20 protein-coding genes are annotated in these 23,880 nt (G+C 56.9%); 12 read left to right on the plus strand and 8 right to left on the minus strand.

The window, feature by feature from the left end; genetic code table 11:
* Positions 1–24: 24 nt before the first annotated feature.
* Positions 25–936 carry a muramoyltetrapeptide carboxypeptidase gene (gene ldcA / locus RTU33_RS05665; RefSeq protein ID WP_312625891.1) on the plus strand — a complete coding sequence of 304 codons (912 nt, stop codon included), beginning with the start codon at positions 25–27 and terminating at the stop codon, positions 934–936.
* A 96-nt stretch (positions 937–1,032) separates the two neighbouring features.
* Positions 1,033–2,766 carry a potassium/proton antiporter gene (locus tag RTU33_RS05670; protein WP_312625892.1) on the plus strand — a complete coding sequence of 578 codons (1,734 nt, stop codon included), beginning with the start codon at positions 1,033–1,035 and terminating at the stop codon, positions 2,764–2,766.
* Positions 2,767–2,864: 98 nt separating this feature from the next.
* Here RTU33_RS05670 and dadX read toward each other — a convergent pair whose 3' ends face one another.
* Both dadX and RTU33_RS05680 read right to left on the minus strand, forming a co-directional pair.
* Positions 2,865–3,935 carry a catabolic alanine racemase DadX gene (gene dadX, locus RTU33_RS05675; protein ID WP_312625894.1) on the minus strand — a complete coding sequence of 357 codons (1,071 nt, stop codon included), beginning with the start codon at positions 3,933–3,935 and terminating at the stop codon, positions 2,865–2,867.
* A 9-nt stretch (positions 3,936–3,944) separates the two neighbouring features.
* A complete protein-coding gene (locus RTU33_RS05680) occupies positions 3,945–5,243 on the minus strand; it encodes a D-amino acid dehydrogenase (protein ID WP_312625895.1) in 1,299 nt (432 codons plus the stop codon).
* A gap of 319 nt (positions 5,244–5,562) precedes the next feature.
* Here RTU33_RS05680 and RTU33_RS05685 point away from each other — a divergent pair, with 319 nt between their 5' ends.
* Positions 5,563–7,095, plus strand: coding sequence for a SpoVR family protein (locus tag RTU33_RS05685; protein WP_312625897.1), 1,533 nt, complete (start codon positions 5,563–5,565; stop codon positions 7,093–7,095).
* Positions 7,096–7,202: 107 nt separating this feature from the next.
* On the opposite strand, the gene fadR is transcribed toward RTU33_RS05685, so the two are convergent.
* Positions 7,203–7,922: a fatty acid metabolism transcriptional regulator FadR gene (gene fadR / locus RTU33_RS05690; RefSeq protein WP_312625898.1), complete on the minus strand. Its 720-nt coding sequence runs from the start codon at positions 7,920–7,922 to the stop codon at positions 7,203–7,205.
* 217 nt (positions 7,923–8,139) lie between these two features.
* Here fadR and nhaB point away from each other — a divergent pair, with 217 nt between their 5' ends.
* Positions 8,140–9,696 carry a Na(+)/H(+) antiporter NhaB gene (gene nhaB, locus RTU33_RS05695; protein WP_312625900.1) on the plus strand — a complete coding sequence of 519 codons (1,557 nt, stop codon included), beginning with the start codon at positions 8,140–8,142 and terminating at the stop codon, positions 9,694–9,696.
* 135 nt (positions 9,697–9,831) lie between these two features.
* Positions 9,832–10,362, plus strand: coding sequence for a disulfide bond formation protein DsbB (gene dsbB, locus RTU33_RS05700; protein ID WP_312625901.1), 531 nt, complete (start codon positions 9,832–9,834; stop codon positions 10,360–10,362).
* A gap of 130 nt (positions 10,363–10,492) precedes the next feature.
* On the opposite strand, the gene RTU33_RS05705 is transcribed toward dsbB, so the two are convergent.
* Positions 10,493–11,362 (minus strand): siderophore-interacting protein, encoded by an 870-nt coding sequence (locus RTU33_RS05705; RefSeq protein WP_312625903.1) that lies wholly within the window; start codon positions 11,360–11,362, stop codon positions 10,493–10,495.
* 2 nt (positions 11,363–11,364) lie between these two features.
* Positions 11,365–12,570, minus strand: a complete 1,206-nt coding sequence (locus RTU33_RS05710) for an MFS transporter (protein ID WP_312625904.1) — start codon at positions 12,568–12,570, stop codon at positions 11,365–11,367.
* Positions 12,571–12,707: 137 nt separating this feature from the next.
* Here RTU33_RS05710 and RTU33_RS05715 point away from each other — a divergent pair, with 137 nt between their 5' ends.
* From RTU33_RS05715 to RTU33_RS05735, 5 genes are read left to right on the plus strand one after another with little or no spacing between them, the layout of a single operon-like run.
* Positions 12,708–14,450, plus strand: a complete 1,743-nt coding sequence (locus RTU33_RS05715) for an IucA/IucC family protein (RefSeq protein WP_312625905.1) — start codon at positions 12,708–12,710, stop codon at positions 14,448–14,450.
* Positions 14,450–15,397, plus strand: coding sequence for a GNAT family N-acetyltransferase (locus RTU33_RS05720; RefSeq protein ID WP_312625906.1), 948 nt, complete (start codon positions 14,450–14,452; stop codon positions 15,395–15,397). The genes RTU33_RS05715 and RTU33_RS05720 overlap by 1 nt, the downstream gene beginning before the upstream one ends.
* Entirely contained in the window at positions 15,394–17,139 is a 1,746-nt protein-coding gene (gene iucC, locus RTU33_RS05725; protein ID WP_312625908.1) for an aerobactin synthase IucC, read from the plus strand. The genes RTU33_RS05720 and iucC overlap by 4 nt, the downstream gene beginning before the upstream one ends.
* Complete coding sequence (locus tag RTU33_RS05730; protein WP_312625909.1) at positions 17,136–18,458, plus strand: SidA/IucD/PvdA family monooxygenase; 1,323 nt, start codon at positions 17,136–17,138, stop codon at positions 18,456–18,458. The genes iucC and RTU33_RS05730 overlap by 4 nt, the downstream gene beginning before the upstream one ends.
* 26 nt (positions 18,459–18,484) lie before the next feature.
* Positions 18,485–20,674, plus strand: coding sequence for a TonB-dependent siderophore receptor (locus RTU33_RS05735; protein WP_312625910.1), 2,190 nt, complete (start codon positions 18,485–18,487; stop codon positions 20,672–20,674).
* A gap of 52 nt (positions 20,675–20,726) precedes the next feature.
* Here RTU33_RS05735 and RTU33_RS05740 read toward each other — a convergent pair whose 3' ends face one another.
* The 3 genes from RTU33_RS05740 to RTU33_RS05750 form a co-directional block, all read right to left on the minus strand.
* Complete coding sequence (locus RTU33_RS05740; RefSeq protein WP_312625911.1) at positions 20,727–21,170, minus strand: YcgN family cysteine cluster protein; 444 nt, start codon at positions 21,168–21,170, stop codon at positions 20,727–20,729.
* Positions 21,171–21,263: 93 nt separating this feature from the next.
* Complete coding sequence (locus tag RTU33_RS05745; protein WP_312625913.1) at positions 21,264–21,923, minus strand: fumarylacetoacetate hydrolase family protein; 660 nt, start codon at positions 21,921–21,923, stop codon at positions 21,264–21,266.
* Positions 21,924–21,942: 19 nt separating this feature from the next.
* On the minus strand, positions 21,943–22,218 hold the full coding sequence (locus tag RTU33_RS05750) for a YcgL domain-containing protein (RefSeq protein WP_312625914.1): 276 nt from the start codon (positions 22,216–22,218) through the stop codon (positions 21,943–21,945).
* A gap of 126 nt (positions 22,219–22,344) precedes the next feature.
* Between RTU33_RS05750 and minC the strand changes: the two genes are divergently transcribed.
* Positions 22,345–23,043, plus strand: coding sequence for a septum site-determining protein MinC (minC, locus tag RTU33_RS05755; protein WP_312625915.1), 699 nt, complete (start codon positions 22,345–22,347; stop codon positions 23,041–23,043).
* Positions 23,044–23,065: 22 nt separating this feature from the next.
* Positions 23,066–23,878, plus strand: coding sequence for a septum site-determining protein MinD (gene minD, locus RTU33_RS05760; protein WP_097163774.1), 813 nt, complete (start codon positions 23,066–23,068; stop codon positions 23,876–23,878).
* Positions 23,879–23,880: the final 2 nt, after the last annotated feature.

Below are 23,880 nucleotides of genomic sequence, written 5' to 3' on the forward strand. Positions count from 1 at the left end.
TTTCATTCTCTGCAAGGAATTGCCATGACTCTGTTTCATCTGATTTCGCCATCGGGCTACTGCATCAACCAGCAGGCCGCCGCACGCGGGATTGAGCGCCTCGAAGCCGCCGGGTATCCGGTAGAGAATCAGTCGATTCTGACGCGCCGCCAGCAGCGTTTTGCCGGTACAGAAGCGGAACGGGCGGGTGATATCAGCGCGCTGGCAAACCTCAAAGGGCAAAACGTCATCGTCATGCCGGTGCGCGGTGGCTACGGCGCAAGCCGCCTGCTCGATATGATTGACTGGCAGGCCATTGCCGCCCGCCAGCAGCAGGCGCCGCTGCTCATCTGCGGCCACAGTGATTTCACCGCAATCCAGATGGCGCTATTGTGTGAAGGCGTCATAACATTTAGCGGGCCCATGATTGCCGGGAACTTCGGCGCAGAGACGCTGAACACGTTTACCGAAGAGCACTTCTGGCGCGCGCTGCGCAACCCGGCGTTTACCGTCGAATGGAATGGCAGCGGCCCGGCCTGTGAAGCAACCGGCATACTATGGGGCGGCAACCTGGCGATGCTGGCGTCCCTGGTCGGCACGCCCTGGCTGCCGGAAATGAATGACGGCATTCTGGTACTGGAAGACATTAACGAGCACCCGTTCCGCGTTGAGCGCATGCTGTTACAGCTGTTCCACGCGGGAATACTGGGCCGTCAGCAGGCGATTGTCCTCGGCAGCTTCAGCGGCGCAGAGCCGAATGATTACGATGCCGGATATGACTTACCGGTGATGACGGCATATCTGCAATCACGGCTGAGCATTCCTGTTATCAGCGGCCTGGATTTTGGTCATGAGCAGCGCACAGTGACTCTGCCGCTGGGCGCGCAGGCGCGTCTGGTTCACTCCGGCAAGCGCACCACGTTAACAATGTCCGGTCATCCGACCCTCATGGAATAAAAAAATCGCTCATAGCGCTGATTAATCCGTCGTTTCGCGTACTTCTGTGATAACGTTTTACACTCATTTTCACGCGATCAAGGGAGTACGTGAACGTTGGATGCCGGGGCAATAATCAGTCTGTTTATTCTGGGTTCGGTGCTGGTCACCTGCAGTATTTTATTGAGTTCTTTTTCTTCCCGTCTCGGGATCCCCATTCTGGTGATTTTCCTCGCCATTGGCATGCTTGCGGGCATCGATGGCGTCGGCGGCATTCCGTTTGATAATTACCCCTTCGCTTACATGATCAGTAACCTCGCGCTGGCGGTGATCCTGCTCGACGGCGGAATGCGTACTCAGGCAAGCTCCTTTCGCGTCGCCCTCGGCCCGGCGCTGTCGCTGGCGACCGTTGGCGTGCTAATCACCTCCGGTCTGACCGGAATGATGGCCGCATGGCTGTTCCACCTGAATCTGATTGAAGGGCTGCTGATTGGCGCGATAGTCGGCTCAACCGATGCGGCGGCGGTATTTTCACTGCTCGGCGGCAAAGGCCTCAACGAGCGCGTCGGCTCCACGCTGGAGATTGAATCTGGCAGCAACGATCCGATGGCGGTGTTTCTCACCATCACGCTAATTGAGATGATCCAGCGTCAGCAGACCGGTCTCGACTGGATGTTTGCCGTTCACATTTTCCAGCAGTTTGGCCTCGGCATCGTGATTGGCCTGGGCGGTGGCTACCTGCTGCTGCAGATGATCAACCGCATCTCACTTCCCGCCGGGCTTTATCCCCTGCTGGCGCTGAGCGGCGGCATTATGATTTTCGCTGTCACCACCTCGCTCGATGGCAGCGGCATTCTGGCGGTGTATCTTTGCGGTTTTCTGCTCGGCAACCGCCCCATTCGTAACCGCTACGCCATCCTGCAAAACTTCGATGGCCTGGCGTGGCTCGCACAAATCGGCATGTTCCTCGTGCTCGGCCTGCTGGTGACGCCGTCGGATCTGTTGCCGATAGCCATTCCTGCGCTGCTGCTTTCTGCCGGCATGATCTTCTTCGCACGCCCGTTATCCGTGTTCATCGGCCTGCTGCCGTTTCGCGGTTTCAACCTGCGCGAGCGCGTGTTTATCAGCTGGGTTGGCCTCAGGGGCGCGGTGCCGATCATCCTGGCCGTGTTCCCAATGATGGCAGGCCTTGAGAACGCACGGCTGTTCTTCAACGTCGCCTTTTTCGTGGTGCTGGTTTCGCTGCTGTTGCAGGGCACCTCGCTCTCCTGGGCCGCCAAAAAAGCCAAAGTGGTGGTGCCCCCTGTCGGCTGGCCGGTTTCCCGCGTAGGGCTGGATATTCATCCGGAGAACCCGTGGGAGCAATTTGTGTACCAGCTCAGCGCCGACAAATGGTGCGTGGGAGCGGCACTGCGGGATTTGCATATGCCGCCGGACACGCGCATCGCCGCCCTGTTCCGCGACAACATGCTGCTCCACCCAACGGGCAGCACTCGCCTGCGTGAAGACGACGTGCTGTGTGTGATTGGCCGCGAGCGCGATCTGCCTGCGCTCGGCAAGATGTTCAGCCAGTCGCCACCGGTGGCGCTCGATCAGCGCTTCTTTGGTGACTTTATTCTGGAAGCCAGCGCGAAATTTGCCGACGTGGCCCTGATTTACGGCCTCGATGGTGGTGAAGAGTTCCGCGATAACCAGCAGTCGCTCGGCGATATCGTGCAGCTGCTGCTGGGTGCCGCGCCGGTCGTGGGTGACCAGGTTGAGTTCGCCGGAATGGTCTGGACGGTTGCGGAGAAAGCAGATAACGCTGTACTGAAGGTGGGTGTCCGCGTGGCGGAAGAGGATGTGGAGTAGTCTGATTGCTCTGCGGCCTGATGCCCTCACCCCAACCCTCTCCCACAGGGAGAGGGAGCAAACACTAAAAACCTTCTCCGAAGAGAAGGTTTTGCGGTTTACCTCGTCACAACAGGCACGCGCTGCGCCAGAGCGCACATCAGCTCATAGCCAACCGTGCCGCAGCGCTCCGCTACGTCATCAATCTTAATCTCTTTACCCCACAGCTCAACGGGCGTGCCGATCCCGGCCTGCGGACACGGCGTTAAATCTATCGCCAGCATATCCATCGAGACCCGCCCGACCGTTCCGGTACGAATACCATCCACCAGCACCGGCGTGCCGTCCGGCGCGATGCGCGGATAGCCGTCGGCATAGCCGCAGGCAACGATGCCGATACGCTGCTCCTGCTGCGCGGTATACAGCCGCCCGTAGCCTACGGTGTCACCCGACTTCAGGTTCTGCACTGCGATGATTTCGCTGCTCAGCGTCATTACCGGCTTGAGGCCGCTGTTGGCAATATCCTGCCATTTGCCGGATGGGGATGCGCCATACAGCACAATTCCCGGACGAACCCAGTCGTAATGCGCCTCCGGGTGCCATAGCGTAGCGGCAGAGTTAGAGAGCGAGCGAGGGCAATTCAGCCCTTCTGCCGCCAGCTCAACCTTTTCTAACGCCTCAACGATGCCCTCGGGATTTTCTGCATCGGCAAAGTGCGACATCAGCGTCATGTCGCTGACGTTGCGCATAGCCCGCAGCTGCTGCCAGACGGTATAGACTTTATCCGGCGTGAAGCCCAGCCGGTTCATCCCGCTGTTGACTTTGACATATACATCCAGCGGCGCGTTGAGTTTTGCGTTCTGCAAAGCCTTCAACTGCCAGTTGCTGTGGACGGTAGTGGTCAGGCGATACTGGTCATACAGCGGTAAATCTTCGGCGTGGAAAAAGCCTTCCAGCATCAGGATCGGCCCTTTCCAGCCGCGTTCTCGCAGCAGCACCGCCTCTTCAAGATTGAGCATCGCGAAGCCATCGGTGTCGCTCAGCGCGCTCCAGATCCTGTCGATACCGTGCCCATAGGCATTGGCTTTCACCACCGACCAGACGCGGGAATCAGGGGCCGCAGTGCGTACCACCGCAAGGTTCTGCCGCAGCGCCTGGAGATCCAGGCTGGCGGTAATGGGACGTGACATAACGGTTCCTTAGTTGTGCGCGCCGTGCAAATGCTGCGGGCGCGACGGCGTATAGCCTGACTGATAGCGGGCCACGCCCAAATCATCGTACGGAATGGCCGGCGTGCGGCCAGAAATCAAATCACTCAACAGCTGCCCGGAGCCGCAGGCCATGGTCCAGCCCAGCGTGCCGTGGCCCGTGTTAAGCCATAAATTCTTGTATGGCGTGCGCCCGACCACCGGCGTGCCGTCCGGCGTCATGGGACGCAGGCCGGTCCAGAAGTTCGCCTGTTCAACGTGACCACCGCGTGGGAAGAGGTCGCGCACCACCATTTCGAGCGTTTCACGCCGCGCCTTCAGCAGCGCCGTATTAAACCCGACAATTTCCGCCATGCCGCCCACGCGGATCCGGTTATCGAAGCGGGTTATCGCTATTTTATACGTTTCATCAAGGATAGTTGAAACAGGCGCGCCATCCTCTTCTTTAACCGGAATCGTGAGCGAATAGCCTTTGAGCGGATACACAGGAATATCGACAATGCCCTTCAGCATAGCGGTGGAATAGGAGCCAAAGGCCATCACGTACGCATCGGCTTTGACAATTTCTTCACCACACTTCACGCCGTAAATTTGCCCGCCTTCTGACAGCAGCTGATCCACAGGTGTATTAAAGCGGAAGACGACACCCGCCTCTTCCGCCATTTTCGCCAGCCTTTGGGTGAACAGCTGGCAGTCGCCGGTTTCGTCATTAGGCAAACGCAGGCCGCCGGTAAGCTTGTGGGCAACTTCCGCCAGAGCAGGTTCAACTTCCGCCAGGCGGTTTGCCTCCAGCAGCTGATAAGGGACGCCGGCATCCTGCAGCACGGCAATATCGCGGGTGGCATTTTCATACTGTTGTTCGGTGCGGAAAAGCTGCAAAGTGCCTCCCTGGCGCCCTTCGTACTGGATGCCAGTGCTGTCACGCAGCGCCATCAGGCAGTCACGACTGTATTCCGCAAGGCGCACCATGCGGCCTTTGTTTTCCATATAGTGGCGGGTGTCGCAGTTGCGCAGCATTTGCCACATCCACTTCAGCTGGAACGGCGTGCCGTCGAGGCTTATCGCCAGCGGCGCGTGGCGCTGGAACATCCATTTGATGGCCTTCAGCGGCACGCCCGGTGCGGCCCACGGCGCGGCGTAGCCTGGTGAAATTTGTCCGGCGTTGGCGGCGCTGGTTTCCAGCGCCGGGCCCGGCTCCCTGTCGATGACCGTCACATCGTGTCCCGCCTGACGTAAATACCAGGCGCTGGCCACGCCAACGACCCCACTTCCGAGGATAACCACTCGCATAACGACTCCAGTACCGTAAAAGAACAATCTTCTGATTACAAACTGATAACCTAGTTTAAAATATTATTCAACATAGGCTTTTTTTATGGTGACTCATCTCACATATGCCCATATCACAAAGGTATGGATGGTTTTGAAATCTCCTGCTGCGGCCCAAATTTCGTCAGCACAAAATGCTGAGAATTCACCAAACCGGCGTGACTGACGCAGGGAAATCGCGAAGAAAAATATTTGCTGTTCGCACGTTAGCGTGGGGGTGTTCTATTCTTGATAGGAGGCTCTCCAGACAGAGAGGGCCGCCAACAATGAGGGCGCGCTAATGGCTACGATTGACTCCATGAATAAGGACACCACACGTCTGAGCGATGGACCCGACTGGACCTTCGAGCTGCTGGATACCTATCTGGCGGAAATCGACCGGGTGGCGAAGCTCTACCGGCTTGATACCTATCCGCATCAAATCGAAGTCATTACTTCCGAGCAGATGATGGACGCTTACTCCAGCGTGGGGATGCCGATCAACTACACTCACTGGTCGTTTGGCAAAAAATTCATCGAAACTGAGCGACTCTATAAGCACGGCCAGCAAGGGCTGGCGTATGAAATCGTTATTAACTCTAACCCTTGTATCGCCTATCTGATGGAAGAGAACACCATGACCATGCAGGCGCTGGTCATGGCGCACGCCTGCTATGGGCACAACTCCTTCTTCAAAAATAACTATCTGTTCCGCAGCTGGACGGACGCGAGCTCTATCGTCGACTACCTGATTTTCGCCCGCAAATACATCACCGAATGCGAAGAGCGCTACGGCGTTGACGAGGTGGAAAAACTGCTGGACTCCTGCCATGCGCTGATGAACTACGGCGTGGATCGCTACAAACGTCCGCAGAAAATCTCCTTACAGGAGGAGAAAGCGCGGCAGAAAAACCGGGAAGAATATCTGCAAAGCCAGGTGAACACGCTGTGGCGTACCCTGCCGAAGCGCGAAGAGGAAAAGGCGATCGAAACCGCCCGTCGCTACCCTTCCGAGCCGCAGGAAAACCTCCTCTACTTTATGGAGAAAAACGCCCCGCTGCTGGAATCCTGGCAGCGTGAGATCCTGCGCATCGTGCGCAAGGTCAGCCAGTATTTCTATCCGCAAAAACAGACGCAGGTCATGAACGAAGGCTGGGCGACGTTCTGGCACTACACCATCCTCAATCATCTGTATGACGAGGGAAAAGTGACCGAGCGCTTTATGCTGGAATTCCTGCACAGCCATACCAACGTGGTGTTCCAGCCGCCGTACAACAGTCCGTGGTACAGCGGCATCAATCCGTATGCGCTGGGCTTTGCGATGTTCCAGGACATCAAGCGCATTTGCCAGTCGCCAACGGAAGAAGATAAATACTGGTTCCCGGACATCGCCGGATCGGACTGGCTCGAAACGCTGCACTTTGCGATGCGTGATTTTAAGGATGAGAGCTTTATCAGCCAGTTCCTGTCGCCGAAGGTGATGCGGGATTTCCGCCTGTTTACGGTGCTCGACGACGATCATAATAACTATCTGGAAATATCCGCCATTCACAACGAAGAGGGCTACCGGGAAATTCGCAACCGGCTGTCGGCACAGTACAACCTGAGTAACCTGGAGCCGAATATTCAGGTATGGAACGTTGATCTGCGCGGTGACCGTTCGCTGACGCTGCGCTACGTGCCGCATAACCGCGCACCGCTGGATATGGGACGTCGCGAAGTGCTGAAACACGTGCATCGTTTGTGGGGGTTTGACGTGCTGCTGGAGCAGCAGAATGCAGACGGCAGCGTGGAGCTGCTGGAGCGTTGCCCGCCGCGGCAAAATTTGCTGTAGACATAAAAAAACCGGGCGGCGCTTTTGCCTGCCCGGCCTGTCGGTATTTCCGTGTTCGATTTTGTAGGCCGGATAAGCGTTAGCGCCATCCGGCATGTTCACGTCGGTTAACGACCGTGAATAGCCAGATCGCCCGGCAGCGTTTTCTGCATTTTATGCCAGATAAGCCCGGACTCATGGCCATAGCGACGCACGGTTTCATAAACCTGCTCGTGCAGCCCTTGCTCACAGACTTTCGCCAGCTGATGATAGAAGCCGAGCGCTAGACTGCGCGCTTCCGGATTCGCAAAGTAGTGACGGCCAATACGGGTGTAGAGGCCCTTCATGCCGTTAAGGATCAGACCGTAGATTGGGTTGCCGGAGGCAAACGCCAGGCCGCGGAAAATGCTGTAATCCAGTTCGGCGAAAGCATCGGCGTGATCTTCCACTTCGTTTGCGGTCGCCAGCACCTTCAGTGCGTCTTCAGGATGCTGACGGAAAGCGGTGCGGATAAAAATGGTGGCGATGTTGGTCCGCACGGAGAGCAGGTTATCAATCAGCTGCGGCACGCTGTCGTGATCGAGGCGCGCCAGCGTTTCCAGAATGTTTAAGCCGGATGTTTCCCAGAAGTTGTTCACTTTGGTCGGTTTGCCATGCTGAATGGTCAGCCAGCCATCCCGCGCCAGACGCTGCAACACTTCACGTAACGTAGTACGCGTAACGCCGATCAGTTCAGAAAGCTCACGCTCTGCGGGCAGGATGGTTCCAGGTGCGAAGCGGTTATTCCAGATACTTTCAATGATGTACTCTTCCGCGAAACCCGCCGGGCTCTGCGCCTTAATGACCATAGTGAGATTTCCATTACACAGCGTTGCAAATTTGGAACTCATCATACCAGAGCGAACAGGGGCGCAGATAGCGCAACGCGGTAATTAAAAGGGGATCGCGGTTTTATTTTATAAAATTTCCTCACCTCAGCGGGACTTGCCTGTCCCGCTCTCACGAACGATACTTCGTCTTCACTTCCAGCAAACTGCTTACTTTTGACGGGATCGGAAATCTGTCGTGGAAATATCAACCTCACGCGCCCTATGGCGTAATTTTTTAGGTCAGTCACCGGACTGGTACAAACTGACGCTTATTCTCTTTCTGGCGATCAACCCTGTCGTCTTCTTCTTCAATCCGTTTGTTGCCGGATGGCTGCTGGTCGCCGAGTTCATCTTTACGCTGGCAATGGCGCTCAAGTGCTATCCTCTGCTGCCTGGCGGTCTGCTGGCGATTGAGGCGGTGATGATCGGTATGACCCGCGCGGAGCACGTGCGGGAAGAGATTGCCGGAAATCTTGAAGTGCTGTTGCTGCTGATATTTATGGTGGCAGGCATCTACTTTATGAAGCAGCTGCTGCTGTTTATCTTCACTCGTCTGCTGCTGACTATTCGCAGCAAAATGCTGCTCTCCCTTGCCTTCTGCATGGCCGCCGCATTCCTCTCCGCCTTCCTCGATGCGCTGACCGTGGTAGCGGTTATTATCAGCGTAGCGGTAGGATTTTATGGCATTTATCACCGCGTCGCGTCTTCGCGCCCCGGCGATATTGACCTGCTTGATGACAGCGACATCGACATTCACAGCAAAGCCGTGCTCGAACAATTCCGTGGATTCCTGCGCAGCCTGATGATGCATGCCGGGGTCGGTACGGCGCTCGGCGGCGTAATGACAATGGTTGGTGAGCCGCAAAATCTGATCATCGCCAAAGCCGCAGGCTGGCACTTTGGCGAATTTTTCCTGCGGATGCTGCCGGTCACGCTGCCGGTGTTTGTCTGCGGATTAATCACCTGCGTATTGGTCGAAAAGTTCAGGCTGTTTGGTTATGGCGAAACCTTGCCCCCTGCTGTGCGGGATGAGCTACAGGCGTTCGATGACAACAGCCGTGCACAGCGCACGCGCCAGGAAACGCTGAAGCTGGTGATTCAGGGGATCATCGGCGTGTGGCTGATTATCGCCCTCGCGCTGCATTTAGCCGAAGTCGGACTGATTGGCCTGACGGTGATCGTTTTTGCCACGTCGTTTACGGGCGTTACCGATGAACACGCCATCGGCAAAGCCTTTACCGAGGCGCTGCCGTTTACCGCACTGCTGACGATATTCTTTGCCGTGGTGGCGGTGATTATCGACCAGCAGCTGTTCGCCCCCATCATTAACTTTGTGCTACAGGCTTCGCCTCACGCGCAGCTCTCCCTGTTCTACTTGTTCAACGGCCTTCTCTCATCCATTTCTGATAACGTATTTGTCGGCACGGTTTACATCAACGAAGCCAAATCTGCGCTGGAACACGGCGCGATTTCCCTTGAGCAATTTGAAATGCTGGCGGTGGCAATTAATACCGGCACAAACCTGCCGTCAGTCGCGACGCCTAACGGCCAGGCAGCATTTCTGTTCCTACTGACCTCTGCTCTCGCCCCGCTGATCCGTCTCTCCTACGGGCGCATGGTGTGGATGGCGCTGCCTTATACGCTGGTTCTCACGCTCGTCGGATTGCTGTGTGTGGAGTTCACGCTGATGCCTTACACGGAGTGGCTGACGACAAAGGGCTGGCTGATAAACGCCCCTCTGCCGCTGCATTAAACCTTCTCTGATTGACGCCCGCAGGTATTTGCGGGCGATTCATCTGCTTTTACGTAATAATTACGCTCCGCATAGTGGCGCGGTAAATGTTTTCGTTTACACTGCGGTGTCTTAGCATGTTCCAGGGAAATGATTATGTTGCGATTTTTAAACCAGTGCTCACGCGGTCGCGGAGCATGGTTATTGTTAGCGTTGGTCGCGTTTGCTTTAGAGATGGTTGCGCTCTGGTTTCAGCACGTGATGAAGCTGCAGCCGTGCGTGCTCTGCATCTACGAACGCTGCGCGCTGTTCGGCGTCATGGGTGCCGGGATTGTCGGGGCGATCGCGCCAAAAACGCCGCTGCGTTTTGCCGCCCTCGCCATCTGGATTTACAGTGCCATTCGGGGCCTGCAGCTTTCATGGGAGCACACCATCATGCAGCTGCACCCGTCTCCGTTCCAGACCTGTGATTTTGCCGCACGCTTCCCGACGTGGCTGCCGCTTGATAAGTGGCTGCCGCAGGTATTTGTCGCCAGCGGCGACTGCTCCGTGCGCCAGTGGTCATTCCTGTCGCTCGAAATGCCGCAGTGGCTGGTAGGGATTTTTGCCGCGTTTCTGATTGTGGCGCTGCTGGTGCTGATTGCCCAGCCGTTCAAACCGAAAAAGCGCGACCTGTTTGGTCGGTAATAAACAGCAAAAAGGCAACTTCGGTTGCCTTTTTTAATGTCTGCTCCCTCTCCCTGTGGGAGAGGGTCGGGGTGAGGGCATCAGGCCGCACACGTTAAAATGTGAAAACCTTCCTACGGGAAGGTTTTTTTTATGCCTTCCCCTGAGACCAGTAGGCCATAAAGCTCGCACAGTCGCGGTTTAACTTCTGCTTCTCAAGCAGCTCGCGGCGCAGTAACTTCACCACTCTGGATTCCGCTGCCACCCATGCCTGAAAACCCGTCGCCGCCGTCGCCCTTTCCCACAAAAGCGTGTCACTCAGGCTCTGCTCTTGCGTCGATTGTTCGCAGGTTTTCGCGTATTCCGGGATCTGCACTTGCTTTGCCACGGCGTGGAGTAAATCCTCATTTCGCTCCCGGGCGAGCCAGTGGATCTCCGCGAACGGAAACGCCTGGGTTTGTACATCTTCCACCAGCGGCACCGAGAAAAAGGCCTGCACGCGCGGCGGTTCAGCCTTTTTGGCGAGTTGCTCGAGAATGCCAATCGCCGCAGGCAGCGCCGTCTCATCGGCAATCAGCAGCGCCTGGCGCACGCTGTCGCTGTCTAACCATTCATAGCCGCCGCTGTCTTCCGGCGATGCTGCATTCGGTGCCACCAGCTGTATAGCATCACCGGGCCGGGCGTGCGTGGCCCAGCGCGATGCCGGGCCGTCGTCACCGTGCAGCACAAACTCAACGTCAACCTCAAGTTCGGCGGCACGCAAAGCTCGCAGCGTGTAGGTGCGCATTACCGGGCGCTGCTCCTTCGGCAGGGCAAGGTAATCCTGATACCAGCTATCGCTCATTGCCATTTTGGCCGCCTTCCCGCCCTGCCCGTCAAACAGCAGTTTGATACGCTGATCCGGCGATTCATGCTTCATTTGCGCCACTTCGGGTCCAGTAAAAACGCAGCGCAGCAGCGAGGGTGAGACAGGAATGCGACGGGCAAGAGTGACGTTAAAAATACGGTAGCCAGCGGCCATAATCAGAACTCCGGGTCATTACGGCGACGCCAGAGCACCCCGCAGAGAAGAAGGAACAGCAAGGACAGCATCATTGCTGCGCCCAGCAGCATTGGCTCACCCAAAAGCGCAGTGACAGCAGGAACCATCAGCGCGCTGAGCCCGTAGCCCAGCGTATGGCTGGTGGCGATAGCGCCTGCGCCTTTGCCAGTAGTCAGACGATCGTTGAGCAGCAGCTGGTAGCCGGGCGTTGCCATGGCCGAGCCGAGTGAAGTCACGATAATGCCGGTGTAAAGCGTGAACAGGCCGGGCAGCACCATCAGCAGCAAGCCTCCGCTCATTAACAATGCCGCTGCGCACAGCAAGTGCAGAGGACGTAAACGTTGCGGACGAACCACCAGAAACTGGGCCGCCAGCGTGCTTGCCGCCGCGAGGCTCAGCAGCAAAGCCACATGATGGCTGACCTGCATCGCGGAACCCGGGAAGATCGGCTGCAGGCGGGCTGAGAGGCCAATTTGCATCAGGCTGACGCTGCCCGCCAGCAGCAGTGCCAGCAGGAGATACGGCAGCATTGCGCGGCTAAGGTGAGCAGATTGCTTCGCCACCGGAGGCAGCGGCGGGTCGTTATCCTCCCGCGCGATCAGCAACAGTGCCAGTAAAGGCGCTACCGCCATCAGCCACAGCGGAGCCTGCGGATGCAAACCTAACGCTGCGGCCGCCAGCGGTGGCCCCAGAAGACGGCCGCAGCTTAAGCCGGAGCTGATTGTAGCAAGCGCTGACATACGTTTTTCCATCCCCCCACGCTGAATAGCCCAGGTTTGCACGGCTGGCACCATGCCGGAAACCGTCAGGCCATACAGACAGCGGGAGAGAATCAATCCGCACAGCCCAGGCCACAGGCCCACCGCACCTAGCGCCATCCCCCAGATCGTCAATGCCATGAGGGTGAAACTCGCCAGATAGCCCGTCAGGGCCGCCACCACCACAAATTTACAGCCGCGGATCTCGGCCTGCCGCCCCCACCACGGCGAACCGGGTAAAAACAGCATCGAGCCAAACATCAGCAGTCCCGCCCAAACGGAGAGCGACAGCCCGGTCATCGACACCAGCTGCGGCATCATCACCAACAAGCCATTCTGGCCAATCCCCAGCAACCCCGCGCACAGCGCCAGCGGCCACGCGGGTTTCAGGGAAATCACATCAGGGGCAACGCCCGAATTTGTACTCATAGGAATGTAAAATAACGCCAAAAAATGTGAGGAAATTATGAACTTAATGAAAACAAATATTGCAAAAATAGTTGTTTATGTAAATAGAATGCATATCATAACGATAATTATTATCAATTATGGAGTGAGAGAGAACGATGCGTTCCCCGTCCCGTCATGCCGGCACCGACGTTGCGGCTCAGTGCTTCCTGAATGCCTTGTTGCGTGAAACTCGCGACTGGCAGAAGCTGCCAGCAGAGCAACCGGGCGAGTCAGCCCGAATCCATTTTCCCCTCAACGATCGTCAGGCGATTCAACTGCCACTCCGCTACTTTTCCCCTACTCAGCATCATCAGTACCAGTTTCCTGCTCTGCTGATTGACACCGCCCACGATGAAAAACAGACGCTCACTTTTGATGAGCTCGTTACCAACGTGCTGAATAAACCGGGCGTGCGGGGTGAACTGAGTCAGGAGACGCTTGCTCAGTTCAGCGAGCGCGTCCTCGAGAGCCATCGACACACCTGGCAGGCCATCGATCTGCGCCACGACTGGGCGACCCTGCGCAGCGGGCCGCTCAATTTTGCTCAGGCTGAACAGGCGCTGCTGGTGGGACATGCTTTTCATCCGGCCCCCAAATCCCATGAGCCTTTTAGCGAAACCGAAGCCCGCCGCTACCTGCCGGATTTCGCCTCACGTTTCCCGTTGCGCTGGTTTGCCGTGGATAAAAAGCAGGTTGCTGGCGAGAGCCTGAACCTCTCCTTGCGCGATCGCCTGCTGCGTTTCGCCGCAGAAAACGCACCTGCGCTACTGCCCCATTTCAGCGACGAGCGCTGGCTGCTGCCCATGCATCCATGGCAGGCAGACTATTTGCTGACACAGGCCTGGTGCCAGCAGTTAGCTGAAAACGGCAGCCTGCTCGATCTGGGCGAAGCGGGTGAGAGCTGGCTGCCCACCAGCTCCTCGCGCTCCCTGTACTGCGAAAGCAGCCGGGACATGATCAAGTTCTCCCTGAGCGTGCGGCTGACCAACTCCGTACGTACCCTGTCGGTGAAAGAAGTGAAACGCGGTATGCGTCTCGCACGTCTTGCAAAAACGTCGCGCTGGCAGGCGTTACAGGCCCGCTACCCGACAATGCGGGTGATGCAGGAAGATGGCTGGGCAGGACTGCGCGATGCAAACGGCAACATTCAGGAAGAGAGCCTGATGGCGCTGCGTGTGAACCTGCTGTTTGACCAGCCGCAAACCCAGACCAATGTGCTGGTAAGTCTGACCCAGGCTGCGCCCGATGGCGGTGACAGCCTGCTTGCTGCCGCTGTTCGTCGCCTGAGCCAGCGCCTGAATCTCTCTCTGGAAACAGCGTCGGATTGCTGGGTAGAGGCTTACTGCGAACGTGTGTTGCTGCCGCTGTTCAGCGCTGAGGCTGATTATGGACTGGTGCTGCTGGCCCACCAGCAAAATATTCTGGTTGAGATGCAGGAGGATTTGCCCGTCGGCCTGCTGTACCGTGACTGCCAGGGAAGCGCCTTTACCGAAGGTGCGCGCGACTGGCTGACGGAAGAGAATGAGCTGGAGGCGGAAAACCGCTTTAGCGAAGCCCAACTGCTGCGCTACTTCCCCTACTACCTGTTGGTGAATTCCACCCTTGCCGTCACAGCGGCGCTCGCTGCTGCGGGCTTTGCCACGGAAGAGGCGCTGATGGCGCGGGTACGCGATGCCCTGCTTCGTCTGCGCCAGAGCGCCGTGAATACCCGCTGCCTGGATTACGTTCTCGACAGTCCGGTGTGGAACTGTAAGGGCAACTTCTTCTGCTATCTCCACGATCACAACGAAAACACCATTGCCGATCCGGCGGTGATCTACTTCAACTTCAGCAACCCGTTTTACAAGGAGCAACCCTGATGCCGCACGCTCATCTCGTTCATGACGGCTATGGATTCCGCTGTACTCAGCTTGATGCCCCGCTGTCATTGCAGCTTGGACTCGACGGCAGCGCCGTGCTGCTGCCTCCCGAAAACATACCCGACGGCTGGCTGATTCAGGCTCTCGATCAGCTTTTTGTCGCTGCACCAAAGCTGAGCGGTGTCACCTTGCCGTGGGCTCAGTGGCAACACGATGCACAGGCAAAAGCGCTGCTGAGCCAGGTTCAGAGCGATTACCTCTCCCGGGAAGCTTTCTGGCAGCTGCCGCTGTGGCTATGCGGTGAGCGGCCCACCGCGCGCACGGGAATGCAGTTTGATGAATCACGTCAGCTTTGCCTCCCGCAGCGTCCACTGCGTCCTGAAGGTGAGGTTTATCGCCGTTACGATCCACAAATCAAACGTACGCTGAGCTTCCGCGTTGCGGATGTGGCGTGGGATGCCGAACGCTTTACCGCCTGGATGAATTCACCGCGGGTGAACGCATTCTGGGAGATGGCAGGCCCGCTGGCTGAGCAGGAAAACTATCTGCGCAAGCAGCTGGATTCCAGCTATTGCTATCCGCTGATTGGCTGCTTTGACGACCAGCCGTTCGGCTATTTTGAAATTTACTGGGCGGCAGAGGACCGGATTGGCCGTCACTATCGCTGGCAGCCTTTCGATCGCGGCCTGCATATGCTGGTCGGTGAAGAGCAATGGCGCGGCGCGCAGTATATTCGCAGCTGGCTGCGCGGACTCAGCCATTATCTCTACCTTGATGAGCCCCGTACTACGCGCGTGGTAGCAGAACCTCGCTATGACAACCAGCGCCTGTTCCGTCATCTGCCCGTAGCAGGCTTCAGTACGCTGAAAGAGTTCGATTTCCCGCACAAGCGTTCGCGTCTGGTGATGAACGAGCGTGAGGCGTTTTTCCGCGAGGTTGGGCTATGAATTTGTCTCGCTGGGAACAGGTTAACCGCGAGATGGTGGCAAAAATTCTCGCGGAGCTGGAGTATGAGCGCACCCTGAACGCCGAACAAATAAGTGACGGTCAGTGGCGCATCAGGCTCGGGGACGAGCGCTGGCAGTTCAGCGCAAAGCGTGGGATCTGGGGCTGGCTGCATATCGACCCGCAAACGCTCAGCAATATCAGCGGCGAACCCATCGAGGCCGAGCGTGCCCTCCGTCAGCTTGCGCAGGTGCTTGGGATGAGTGATGCGCAAACCGCTGAACATCTCGAAGATCTCTATGCCACCCTGCGCGGTGACGTGCAGCTGCTGGAGGCCCGCAAAGGGCTGGATGCCGATGCGCTGATCGACCTGCCTGCGGATACCCTGCAATGCCTGCTGAGCGGTCATCCTAAATTTATCTTCAATAAAGGTCGCCGGGGCTGGGGCCTGGATGCGCTGCAGGCTTACGCTCCTGAATACTGCGGGCGTTTTCAACTTGTCTGGGTAGCCGTTCGTCGGGACAAGCTGGTATGGAGCAGCGATGTGGACTGCGACATCAGCAGCTTACTCGCCAGCGCCATGAACGACGGCGAACGTCAACGCTTTAACGCCTGCTGGCAGACCTTGCCCGATCCCGACGCCTGGCTGCCCGTGCCGCTCCATCCGTGGCAGTGGCAGCAGAAAATCGCCCTGCACTTTTTCCCGCATCTGGCTCGCGGCGACATTATCGAACTTGGTGAGTTCGGCGATGAGTATCTGGCTCAGCAGTCGCTGCGCACGCTGACGAACGCAAGCCGCCGTTCGGCGTACGATATCAAGCTGCCGCTGACCATCTATAACACCTCCTGCTATCGCGGCATTCCCGGCAAATACATTGCGGCCGGGCCGTTGGCTTCCCGCTGGCTACAGCAGCAATTTGCCGCCGACACCACGCTGACCGCGCTTGGCGCGCAGATCCTTGGCGAACCCGCTGCGGGCTATCTGACGCATCAGGGTTACGCCGCCCTGCCAAAAGCGCCCTATCGCTATCAGGAAATGCTTGGCGTTATCTGGCGTGAGAACCCTTCCTGCTATTTGCAGGAGGGTGAACAGGGCGTGCTGATGGCAGCATTGATGGAGTGTGACGAAAGCGGTCGCCCGCTTATTGATGCCTGGATTGCCCGTTCCGGCCTGAGCGCGGAAGCCTGGCTCACGCAGATGTTCCGCGCCGTGGTGCTGCCGTTTTATCACCTGCTTTGCCGCTATGGCGTTGCGCTGATCGCCCACGGCCAGAACGTCACGCTGGTGATGAAAGACCATCTGCCGCAGCGCATTCTGCTGAAAGATTTCCAGGGCGATATGCGACTGGTGGATGAGGACTTCCCTGAAATGGCCTCGTTACCTGATGAGGTGAAACAAGTCACCGCCCGCCTGAGCGCCGACTACATCATTCATGATTTACAGACGGGCCATTTCGTCACGGTGCTGCGCTTTATTTCGCGCCTGACCGAACGCTGTGGCGTCAGTGAAACCCGCTTTTATCAGCTGCTGGCTGAGGTGTTGCAGGAGTACATGAGCCACCATCCTCAGATGCAGGCGCGCTTCGACCTGTTTGATCTGTTTAAGCCGCAGATCATTCGCGTGATCCTCAACCCGGTCAAACTCACTTTCTCCGAACATGACGGCGGTAGCCGCATGCTGCCGATCTATCTCACCGATCTCGATAACCCGCTTTATTTTGCTACCAGGGAGCCCGCACAGTGAAAACCTATGATTTCATCGGCATTGGTATTGGCCCGTTCAATCTCAGCATCGCCGCGCTGGCAGACGGTCTTGAGGGATTCAGCACGCTGTTTCTTGAGCGTAAACCGCATTTTTCCTGGCACCCCGGAATGATGGTGCCCGACTGCCATATGCAGACGAGCTTCCTCAAGGATCTGGTCAGCGCGGTGAAACCCACCAGCCGCCACAGCTTCCTGAACTACCTGGTGCAGCGCAAGAAGTTCTACCGCTTCCTGACGACAGAGCTGCGCACCGTATCGCGGGAAGAGTTTGCTGATTACCTGTGCTGGGCGGCGGAAAACCTCAGCAACCTGGCGTTCAGCGAGCAGGTACAGCAGGTGCGCTACGACGAGCAGCAGGGCCTGTTTGAAATTACCACCCAGCGGGATCGCTTCCTGGCGCGCCATGTCTGCCTTGGCATCGGCAAGCAAGTTAATCTCCCCGCCTGCGTCAATGAGCAGAGCGATCGCTGCTTCCACGCCAGCGAAATGATGCTCCGCACGCCGGACTTAAGCGGCAAGCGCGTGACGGTAGTTGGCGGTGGCCAGAGCGGTGCCGATCTGTTCCTCAATATCTTCAGCGGCGAATGGGGACAGCCCGCGATGCTGAACTGGGTGTCACGGCGCAATAACTACAACGCGCTGGATGAGGCCGCTTTCGCGAATGAATATTTCACGCCGGAGTATCTGGAAAGCTTTGCCACCCTCGGGGAAGGCACTCGCGAACGGCTGCTGGCGGAGCAAAAAATGACCTCCGACGGCATTACGACCGAATCGCTGCTGGCTATCTACCGCGCTATGTATCACCGCTTTGAAGTACTGCGTGAAAAACCCTGGGCGCGGCTGCTGCCTTCCCGTTCCGTGAGCCACGTAGCCAGCAGAGGTTCTGCTCAGCGCCTGACGCTGCACCACCATCTGGATCAAGGCGAAGAGCAGCTTGATTGCGACGTGGTGATTTTCGCCACGGGCTATCGCCCGGCGAACCCGGCCTTCCTCGCGCCGCTCGCGAAACAGCTACGCCTGAACGGCGATGAGTCGCTGCGGGTGAATACCGATTTCTCCCTTGACTGGAGCGGCCCGGCGGGTAACCGCCTGTACGCCGTCAATGCCGGGATGTGCAGTCTCGGCATCGCAGAACCCCAGCTCAGCCTGATGGCCTGGCGGGCCGCGCGCATTCTCAACAGCGCGCACCCCGATACGCCGTTTGAGCTGTCTGGCACCCCTGGCGTGATCCACTGGCGAAGCGACGCCAGCCGCGATACACGCGAGGTTCCTCAGGCCCTAAAAACCACTGAATACTGACACACACAATTGGGAAAATACTAACAATGAAGCGCGCTTGCCTTTGGGTTTTAAATCCTTGTTTACTGGCTATATTGTCTGCCTCTGCGTGGGCGGAAGAAGGAAAAGAAGAAACGGTCGTCGTGTCTGCCAGCCGTGCCAATCATGCGGTGGCGGATATGGCGCAAACGACCTGGGTGATTGAACAGGCAGATATTGAACAGCAGGTTCAGGGTGGGAAAGAGCTAAAAGACGTGCTCGCGCAGCTGATTCCGGGTATGGATGTCAGCAGCCAGGGTCGTACTAACTATGGTATGAACATGCGTGGCCGCTCGATGATGGTGATGGTGGACGGCGTGCGCCTGAACTCCTCACGCAGCGACAGCCGACAGCTCGACTCCATCGATCCGTTTAATATTTCACGCATCGAGGTTATCTCCGGCGCCACGTCACTGTACGGCGGCGGCAGTACCGGCGGACTGATTAACATCGTCACCAAAAAAGGCCAGCCGGACACCGAAGTGGAGTTCCAGACCGGGGCCAAAAGCGGCTTCACCAGCCATAACGATCATGATGAAAACGTGGCGGCCTCCGTCAGCGGCGGCAACGATAAGGCTTCAGGGCGCCTCTCCGTGGCGTATCAGCGCTACGGCGGCTGGTATGACGGCAACGGCGATGAGGTCATCATCGACAACACTCAGACCGGGCTGCAGTATTCCGACCGCATCGACGTAATGGGCACCGGTACGCTGGACATTGACGATCACCAGCAGCTTCAGCTGACCACGCAGTACTTCAAAAGCCAGTCCGATGGCAAACACGGTCTGTTCCTTGGCGAGAACTTTTCGGCGGTGACCGGCGATGGCCGGGCGTATAACAAAGACAATCTCGACTCCGATCGTCTGCCGGGGACGGAGCGTCATCTTATTAACCTGCAATACTCCAACACTGACGTCTGGGGCCAGGAACTGGTGGCGCAAGTTTATTATCGTGACGAGAGCCTGACCTTCTACCCGTTCCCGACGTTGAGCAAGGGTCAGGTCACCAGTATTGGCGCTTCCCAGCAGAAAACCGATTTTTACGGCGGCAAGTTAACCCTCAACAGCAAGCCACTGGAGGATCTCAATCTGACCTGGGGCGTCGACGCCGATCATGAAACCTTCAATGCTAACCAGCAGTTCTTCGATTTGAACACGGCCGCAGCCAGCGGCGGGATGACGCTCGACAATGCTTACAACATTGGCCGCTATCCGGATTACAGCATCACGAACCTCGCCCCGTTCCTGCAGGCGAGCTATGACATCAGCGCTATTACCCTGAGCGGCGGCGTGCGCTATCAGTACACGGAAAATAAGGTCGACGATTTTATCGGCTACGCGCAGCAGCAGGCCATCGCTACCGGGAAAGCGACCTCAGCCGACGCGGTGCCCGGCGGCAAAACGGACTACAACAATCTACTGTTCAACGCCGGTATTCTTGGCCATCTGACCGACCGCCAGCAGCTATGGTTTAACTTCTCTCAGGGCTTTGAGATCCCGGATCTGGCGAAATATTACGGCTCCGGTAACTACACCCTGGCAAACGGACATTATCAGCTCAACAATAGCGTCAACGTGAATGACTCGAAGCTCGACGGCATTAAGGTCGACGCCTACGAGCTGGGCTGGCGATTCACCGGCGACAACCTGCGCACCCAGGTTGCGGCTTATTACTCGCTGTCCGACAAAACCATCAACATCAATAAATCTGACATGACCATTACCATGGATGATGACAAACGTCGGATCTACGGTGTTGAGGGCCAGGTCGATTACTACTTCAACGCCAGCGACTGGAGCCTTGGCTCCAACTTTAACGCCATCAAGTCGGAAACCCGCGAGAACGGCAAATGGGAAAAGCTGACGGTTGACAGCGCCAGCCCATCGAAGGTCAGCGCGTGGGTTAACTGGGCTCCGGGCGACTGGGGTTTACGCGTGCAGAGCACCCAGACGTTTGACGTTTCCGATGCCGACGGCAACAAAATTGACGGCTACAACACGGTAGACTTCCTCGGTAGCTACACCCTGCCGGTGGGTAAAGTCAGCTTCAGCGTCGAAAACCTGCTGGATAAGGAATACACCACCGTCTGGGGCCAACGCGCGCCGGGGCTTTACAGCCCGACGTATGGCGCACCAGGTCTGTACACTTATAAGGGCCGTGGCAGAACGTTTGGCCTGAACTACTCGGTACTCTTCTGATACAAAAAAGCCACCGCTAACTGCGGTGGCTTCTTCTGCATCCTGGCGGAAATTACCCCCGGCCAGGATGATTCATGATGTGATCTTCCCAGTCCACCACCTCAGACTCTTTCACCGCGATGTGGCGCACGGAAATACGTTCGCCGTGCATCGCCGCTTTCGATCCCGTCAGCAACGGATGCCACGCTGGCAGCGGTTTACCTTCTGCAAGCAGACGATAGGCGCAGGTGTGCGGCAGCCATTCGAAAGTCGGGAGATTATCGCGGGTCAATTTGATGCAGTCCGGTTCGTATTCGAAGCGGCGCTCGTAGTTGCGGCACTGGCAGGTTTTAATATTCAGCTGGCGGCAGGCGACGTTGGTGAAATAAATTTCGTCGCTGTCTTCGTCCATTAGCTTATGCAGGCAGCACTGGCCGCAGCCATCGCACAACGACTCCCACTCGGCGTCGGTCATTTGCTCGAGCGTTTTGCTCTGCCAGAAGGGTGTGTCGCTCATAAGAAAATCCGCCATTAAAAACCAGGGGCACCTTATAACCAGTCTGGCATGTGGATGCAAGTTTTGCCGCCCGATGGTGGCGGCAAAAGATGCTTACAGTACGCGGGTGGTAAGCGAATGACCGTTGAAGTTGACCTCCAGCTCGTCGCCGCTGGCGAGCGGGCCGACGCCTTCCGGCGTGCCGGTGAGGATCACATCCCCGCTTTTGAGGGTAAAGAAACGACTCATGTAGGCAATCAGCGGCACAATTTTGTGGATCATGTCTGAGGTGGAGCCCTGCTGGCGCACCTGACCGTTAATCTTCAGACTGAGCGGCGTGTTTTGCGGATCGCCCTGGAAATCGCCTGCCGGAATAAAGCCGGAGATCGGGCAGGCATTATCAAAGCCTTTGGCTTTTTCCCACGGCTGGCCCGCTTTCTTCATTTTGCCTTGCAGGTCACGCAGCGTGAGATCCAGCGCCACGCCGTAGCCGGCAATTGCTTTTTGCACGTGCTCCTCAGAGGCCTGACGCAGCGTGCCGCCAATCAACACCGCCAGCTCAACTTCATGATGCACCGAGCCAAAGCCTTCCGGCAGCACTAACGGCTGGCGAATATCACACAGCGCCGTTTCAGGTTTAATAAACAGCACCGGCTCTTCCGGCGTGGCGCTGCCCATCTCCTGAATATGTTTGGCGTAATTACTCCCTACACAAACCACTTTACTGACCGGGTAATCCAGTAACGCGCCCTGCCAGTGATGATGTTGATACATGCCTGCTCCTGTCGTTGCGTTATTGTTTTCCGCTCGCCTGGAGATGCTGCTTAAGTAAATTGTCCGGCGGAGGCGGCAGTTGCAAATAATAGCCTTGTTCAGTTAAGGCTTTTTTTACTTTTTCCAGATCGGCATTGGCTAATGTCTTACGCCCGTCCAGGGGCAGAATCATGGCCAGCTGCGGTTGACCAAACCCCTGCATTAATTCAGCCGGCACGCGGGAGAAATCGTCTTTTTTTTCGACATATAAGTAGGTCTGGTCGCGCTTATTACTTTTATAGATCACACAAAACATCACTTTTACTCTGAATTAGACGGTGGCGACTTGCCACTCTATATTAGTGACTATAACATGCCCGGTAGTCTTCGGAATATCACCGCAGCCGTGCGGCTGATAAATTGAAAATTGAGTAAGGCCAGGATGTCAAACACGCCCATCGAACTTAAAGGCAGTAGCTTCACGTTATCAGTGGTTCATTTGCACGAGGCAAAACCCGAGGTTATTCGTCAGGCGTTAGAAGACAAAATCGCCCAGGCTCCCGCTTTTCTGAAACACGCACCGGTAGTGGTCAATATCAGCAGTCTGGATAATGTGACCCAATGGAAACCATTGCAGCAGGCCATTTCCGCTACGGGCTTGCGCATTATGGGCGTCAGCGGCTGTAAAAATCCCGCACTGAAGGCCGAAATCGAGCTGGTCGGCATTCCCTTACTGACTGAAGGGAAAGAAAAAGCGGTTCGGGCAGCCCCTGTTGAGCCCCCTGCTCCGGCACCAATTGCTACTCCCGTCACAAAAACGCGATTGATTGATACACCGGTTCGTTCCGGTCAGCGCATTTATGCACCAAACTGTGATCTGATTGTCACAAGTCATGTGAGTGCGGGCGCGGAGCTTATCGCCGACGGGAACATTCACATTTACGGCATGATGCGTGGACGCGCACTGGCGGGTGCCAGCGGTGACCGGGAAGCACAAATATTTTGTACCCACCTCGCGGCAGAGCTGGTGTCTATCGCGGGTGTTTACTGGCTGAGTGAAAACATCACCGCCGACTATTATGGCAAAGCGGTTCGTCTGCGTCTGGACGAAGCGGCTTTGGCAATTGAACCGTTAAACTGATCCCTTTTAACAAGGAATTTTTATGGCACGCATTATTGTTGTGACTTCGGGTAAAGGGGGCGTTGGCAAGACCACCTCCAGCGCGGCCATCGCTACTGGTTTGGCCCAGAAGGGAAAGAAGACAGTCGTTATCGACTTTGACATCGGCCTGCGTAACCTCGACCTGATCATGGGCTGTGAACGCCGCGTGGTTTATGATTTCGTGAACGTCATTCAGGGCGATGCCACGCTGAACCAGGCGCTGATTAAAGATAAGCGTACCGAAAATCTCTATATTCTCCCGGCCTCTCAGACTCGTGACAAAGACGCACTGACTTACGAAGGTGTGGAAAAGGTGCTCGAAGAGCTGAAGAAGATGGAATTCGATTTCATCGTCTGTGACTCTCCGGCGGGCATTGAAACCGGCGCGCTGATGGCGCTTTACTTCGCCGATGAAGCCGTGATTACCACTAACCCGGAAGTCTCTTCCGTTCGTGACTCCGACCGTATTCTGGGCATTCTGGCGTCAAAATCTCGCCGCGCCGAGAAAGGCGAAGATCCGATTAAAGAACATCTTCTGCTCACCCGCTACAATCCGGGCCGCGTCAGCAAAGGCGACATGCTGAGCATGGAAGATGTGCTGGAAATTCTGCGCATTAAACTGGTTGGCGTGATCCCGGAAGATCAGTCAGTCCTTCGCGCCTCTAACCAGGGTGAGCCGGTTATTCTGGATGCCGAAGCCGACGCAGGCAAAGCCTACGCCGACACGGTTGATCGTCTGCTGGGAGAAGAACGTCCTTTCCGCTTCATCGAAGAAGAGAAGAAAGGTTTCCTCAAACGCCTGTTCGGAGGATAAGT

This window comes from Scandinavium sp., assembly GCF_032012665.1.
Lineage (GTDB): Bacteria > Pseudomonadota > Gammaproteobacteria > Enterobacterales > Enterobacteriaceae > Scandinavium.

Bases quoted from the DNA above. Each gene is read 5' to 3' on its own strand.
- ldcA (WP_312625891.1), top strand. From the start codon at position 25: ATGACTCTGTTTCATCTGATTTCGCCATCGGGCTACTGCATCAACCAG.
- dadX (WP_312625894.1), bottom strand. From the start codon at position 3,935: ATGTCACGTCCCATTACCGCCAGCCTGGATCTCCAGGCGCTGCGGCAG.
- RTU33_RS05680 (WP_312625895.1), bottom strand. From the start codon at position 5,243: ATGCGAGTGGTTATCCTCGGAAGTGGGGTCGTTGGCGTGGCCAGCGCC.
- RTU33_RS05685 (WP_312625897.1), top strand. From the start codon at position 5,563: ATGGCTACGATTGACTCCATGAATAAGGACACCACACGTCTGAGCGAT.
- fadR (WP_312625898.1), bottom strand. From the start codon at position 7,922: ATGGTCATTAAGGCGCAGAGCCCGGCGGGTTTCGCGGAAGAGTACATC.
- dsbB (WP_312625901.1), top strand. From the start codon at position 9,832: ATGTTGCGATTTTTAAACCAGTGCTCACGCGGTCGCGGAGCATGGTTA.
- RTU33_RS05705 (WP_312625903.1), bottom strand. From the start codon at position 11,362: ATGGCCGCTGGCTACCGTATTTTTAACGTCACTCTTGCCCGTCGCATT.
- RTU33_RS05710 (WP_312625904.1), bottom strand. From the start codon at position 12,570: ATGAGTACAAATTCGGGCGTTGCCCCTGATGTGATTTCCCTGAAACCC.
- RTU33_RS05715 (WP_312625905.1), top strand. From the start codon at position 12,708: ATGCGTTCCCCGTCCCGTCATGCCGGCACCGACGTTGCGGCTCAGTGC.
- RTU33_RS05720 (WP_312625906.1), top strand. From the start codon at position 14,450: ATGCCGCACGCTCATCTCGTTCATGACGGCTATGGATTCCGCTGTACT.
- iucC (WP_312625908.1), top strand. From the start codon at position 15,394: ATGAATTTGTCTCGCTGGGAACAGGTTAACCGCGAGATGGTGGCAAAA.
- RTU33_RS05735 (WP_312625910.1), top strand. From the start codon at position 18,485: ATGAAGCGCGCTTGCCTTTGGGTTTTAAATCCTTGTTTACTGGCTATA.
- RTU33_RS05740 (WP_312625911.1), bottom strand. From the start codon at position 21,170: ATGAGCGACACACCCTTCTGGCAGAGCAAAACGCTCGAGCAAATGACC.
- RTU33_RS05745 (WP_312625913.1), bottom strand. From the start codon at position 21,923: ATGTATCAACATCATCACTGGCAGGGCGCGTTACTGGATTACCCGGTC.
- RTU33_RS05750 (WP_312625914.1), bottom strand. From the start codon at position 22,218: ATGTTTTGTGTGATCTATAAAAGTAATAAGCGCGACCAGACCTACTTA.
- minC (WP_312625915.1), top strand. From the start codon at position 22,345: ATGTCAAACACGCCCATCGAACTTAAAGGCAGTAGCTTCACGTTATCA.
- minD (WP_097163774.1), top strand. From the start codon at position 23,066: ATGGCACGCATTATTGTTGTGACTTCGGGTAAAGGGGGCGTTGGCAAG.